The organism is Lonsdalea quercina subsp. quercina (assembly GCF_000688655.1).
Lineage (GTDB): Bacteria > Pseudomonadota > Gammaproteobacteria > Enterobacterales > Enterobacteriaceae > Lonsdalea > Lonsdalea quercina.
Genome location: NZ_JIBO01000032.1, coordinates 1 through 4724, shown reverse-complemented (window position 1 = coordinate 4724; position 4724 = coordinate 1). Strand labels below are relative to the sequence as shown.

Sequence of the window (4724 nt, the reverse complement as noted above, 5' to 3'; positions counted from 1 at the left end):
GGTCGGGATACCGGCCGCATCCGTGGTAGTCACTTCAGCATGAATTTCATTGTTTCCGGCCAGTCCCTCGCCCGGCACGCTCACGCTCCACACGTTGCCGCTATCGGAGGCGCTCACCGTAGTCTGGTAAGCCTGATCGCCGATGGTCACGGTCACTGTGTCGCCCACCTGCACGTCGTTGCCGACGCGACCGGTGATGGCCTGCGGCTGCCCCNCTTCCGCGATATTCACGGTGTTGTCTGCCGTCACATCGTCGATGGTGATCGAAGCTTCCGGCGCGGCGGTATCGACCGCGTAGCTGTGGTCAGCACCGGCAGTCGTGGCGTTGCCTGCACCATCGGTAGTGGTCACTTCCGCGTGGATCTGCGCGTTACCAGCCAGTACCTCGCCCGGCACGCTCACGCTCCATACGTTGCCGTTATCGGAGGCGGTGACGGTGGTCTGGTACGACTGATCGCCAATGGTCACGGTGACCGTATCGCCGACCTGCACGTCGTTGCCGACGCGACCGGTCACATTCTGGTCCTGTCCCGCTTCCGCGATATTCACCGTGTTATCACCGGTGACGTTATCGATAGTGATGGACGCTTCCGGTGCCGCCGTATCAACGGAGTAACCGTGGTCGGCAGATGCCGTGGTCGGGTTACCGGCCGCATCCGTGGTGGTCACTTCCGCGTGGATCTGCGCGTTACCAGCCAGTACCTCGCCCGGCACGCTGACGCTCCACACGTTGCCGTTATCCGACGCGGTCACCGTAGTCTGGTAAGACTGATCGCCGATGGTCACGGTCACCGTGTCGCCCACCTGCACGNCGTTGCCGACGCGGCCGGTCACATTCTGGTTCTGACCCGCTTCGGCGATATTGACGGTGTTGTCTGCCGTCACATCGTCGATGGTGATGGAGGCTTCCGGCGCGGCGGTATCGACCGCGTAGCCATGATCGGCAGATGCCGTGGTCGGGTTACCCGCCGCATCCGTGGTAGTGACTTCGGCATGGATCTGCGAATTACCGGCCAGCACGTCACCCGGCACAGACACGCTCCATACGTTGCCGTTATCCGACGCGGTGACGGTAGTCTGGTACGACTGGTCGCCGATGGTCACGGTCACCGTATCGCCCACCTGCACGTCGTTGCCGACGCGACCGGTGATGGCCTGCGGCTGTCCCGCTTCGGCGATATTGACGGTGTTATCACCGGTGACGTTATCGATAGTGATGGACGCTTCCGGCGCGGCCGTATCTACCGCATAACCGTGGTCAGCAGATGCCGTGGTCGGGTTACCGGCCGCATCCGTGGTAGTCACTTCGGCATGAATTTCATTGTTACCGGCCAGCACCTCGCCCGGCACGCTTACACTCCACACGTTGCCGTTATCGGAGGCGGTCACCGTAGTCTGGTAAGACTGATCGCCAATGGTCACGGTCACCGTATCGCCGACCTGCACGTCGTTGCCGACGCGACCGGTGATGGCCTGCGGCTGTCCTGCTTCGGCGATATTCACGGTGTTGTCACCGGTGACGTTATCGATGGTGATCGACGCTTCCGGCGCGGCCGTATCTACCGCATAACCGTGGTCAGCAGATGCCGTGGTCGGGTTACCGGCCGCATCCGTGGTAGTCACTTCGGCATGAATTTCATTGTTACCGGCCAGCACCTCGCCCGGCACGCTCACACTCCACACATTGCCGTTGTCCGACGCGGTGACGGTGGTCTGGTAAGCCTGATCGCCGATGGTCACGGTCACCGTATCGCCCACCTGCACGTCGTTGCCCACACGGCCGGTGATAGCCTGCGGCTGACCGGCTTCGGCAATGTTCACCGTGTTGTCTGCCGTCACATCGTCGATGGTGATGGAAGCTTCCGGCGCGGCGGTATCGACCGCGTAGCTGTGGTCAGCACCGGCAGTCGTGGCGTTGCCTGCACCGTCGGTAGTGGTCACTTCCGCGTGGATCTGGCTGTTACCGGCCAGTACCTCGCCCGGCACGCTGACGCTCCACACGTTGCCGTTATCCGACGCGGTCACCGTAGTCTGGTAAGCCTGATCGCCGATGGTCACGGTCACCGTGTCGCCGACCTGCACGTCATTGCCGACGCGACCGGTCACATTCTGGTTCTGACCCGCTTCGGCAATGTTCACCGTGTTGTCTGCCGTCACATCGTCGATGGTAATGGACGCTTCCGGCGCCGCCGTATCGACGGTGTAGCCATGATCGGCAGATGCCGTGGTCGGGTTACCCGCCGCATCCGTGGTAGTCACTTCGGCATGAATTTCATTATTACCGGCCAGCACCTCGCCCGGCACGCTGACGCTCCACACATTGCCGTTATCGGAGGCTGTCACCGTAGTCTGGTAAGACTGATCGCCGATGGTCACGGTGACCGTATCGCCGACCTGCACGTCGTTGCCCACTCGGCCAGTCACGTTCTGATTCTGACCCGCTTCCGCGATATTGACGGTGTTGTCACCGGTCACATCGTCGATAGTGATGGACGCTTCCGGCGCGGCGGTATCGACCGCGTAGCCATGATCGGCAGATGCCGTGGTCGGGTTACCCGCCGCATCCGTAGTAGTGACTTCTGCATGGATCTGCGAATTACCAGCCAGTACATCGCCCGGTACGCTGACACTCCACACGTTGCCGCTATCGGAGGCGGTCACCGTAGTCTGGTATGCCTGATCGCCGATGGTCACGGTGACCGTATCGCCGACCTGCACGTCGTTGCCGACGCGGCCAGTCACATTCTGGCTCTGACCGGCTTCGGCGATATTGACGGTGTTATCACCGGTGACGTTATCGATAGTGATGGAGGCTTCCGGCGCCGCCGTATCGACCGCGTAGCCATGATCGGCAGATGCCGTGGTCGGGTTACCGGCTGCATCCGTGGTGGTGACTTCAGCATGAATGTCATTGTTTCCGGCCAGCACGTCGCCCGGCACGGAGACGCTCCATACGTTGCCGTTATCCGACGCGGTGACGGTGGTCTGGTAAGCCTGATCGCCGATGGTCACGGTGACCGTATCGCCGACCTGCACGTCGTTGCCAACGCGGCCGGTGATAGCCTGCGGCTGACCGGCTTCCGCGATATTGACGGTGTTATCACTGGTGACGTTATCGATAGNGATCGACGCTTCCGGCGCCGCCGTATCGACCGCGTAGCCATGATCGGCAGATGCCGTGGTCGGGTTACCGGCCGCATCCGTGGTAGTCACTTCCGCGTGGATCTGGCTGTTACCGGCCAATACCTCGCCCGGCACGCTCACACTCCACACGTTGCCGCTATCGGAGGCGGTCACCGTAGTCTGGTAAGCCTGATCGCCGATGGTCACGGTCACCGTATCGCCCACCTGCACGTCGTTGCCGACGCGACCGGTCACATTCTGGCTCTGACCCGCTTCGGCGATATTGACGGTGTTGTCACCAGTCACATCGTCGATGGTGATCGAGGCTTCCGGCGCGGCCGTATCTACCGCGTAGCCATGATCGGCAGATGCCGTGGTCGGGTTACCGGCCGCATCTGTGGTAGTCACTTCGGCATGAATGTCATTATTACCGGCCAGCACCTCGCCCGGCACGCTCACGCTCCACACATTGCCGTTGTCCGACGCCGTCACCGTAGTCTGGTAAGCCTGATCGCCGATGGTCACGGTCACCGTATCGCCGACCTGCACGTCGTTACCGACGCGACCGGTGATGGCCTGCGGCTGTCCCGCTTCCGCGATATTCACCGTGTTGTCNCCGGTCACATCGTCGATGGTGATCGAGGCTTCCGGCGCGGCGGTATCAACCGCGTAGCTGTGGTCAGCACCAGCGGTAGTGGCATTGCCTGCACTATCGGTAGTGGTCACTTCCGCGTGGATCTGGCTGTTACCGGCCAGCACGTCGCCCGGCACGCTCACGCTCCACACGTTGCCGTTATCGGAGGCCGTCACGGTGGTCTGGTAAGCCTGATCGCCGATGGTCACGGTCACCGTATCGCCCACCTGCACGTCGTTGCCGACGCGGCCGGTGATGGCCTGCGGCTGTCCCGCTTCGGCGATATTCACCGTGTTGTCTGCCGTCACATCATCAATGGTGATGGAGGCTTCCGGCGCGGCGGTATCTACCGCGTAGCTGTGGTCAGCACCGGCAGTCGTGGCGTTGCCTGCACCGTCGGTAGTGGTCACTTCCGCGTGGATCTGGCTGTTACCGGCCAGCACCTCGCCCGGTACAGAGACGCTCCACACGTTGCCGCTATCGGAGGCGGTCACCGTAGTCTGGTAAGCCTGATCGCCGATAGTCACGGTCACCGTATCACCCACCTGCACGTCGTTGCCGACGCGACCGGTCACGTTCTGGCTCTGACCCGCTTCCGAGATATTGACGGTGTTGTCGGCCGTCACATCGTCGATGGTGATCGAAGCTTCCGGCGCGGCGGTATCGACCGCGTAGCTGTGGTCAGCACCGGCAGTCGTGGCGTTGCCTGCACCGTCGGTAGTGGNCACTTCCGCGTGGATCTGGCTGTTACCGGCCAGCACCTCGCCCGGTACAGAGACGCTCCACACGTTGCCGCTATCGGAGGCGGTCACGGTAGTCTGGTAAGCCTGATCGCCGATAGTCACGGTCACCGTATCCCCCACCTGCACCTCGTTGCCGACGCGACCGGTCACGTTCTGGCTCTGACCCGCTTCCGAGATATTTACGGGGTTGTCGGCCGTCCCATCGTCGATGGTGATCGAAGCTT

The 4724-nt window shown here is 62.3% G+C and carries 1 protein-coding gene; it reads right to left on the bottom strand.

Translation table 11 applies throughout. The annotated features are described in order from the left end of the window. On the bottom strand, nt 1-4677 hold a 4677-nt coding region (locus tag RZ35_RS16830), incomplete at its 3' end, for a beta strand repeat-containing protein (RefSeq protein ID WP_455709723.1). Nucleotides 4678-4724 lie beyond the last annotated feature (47 nt).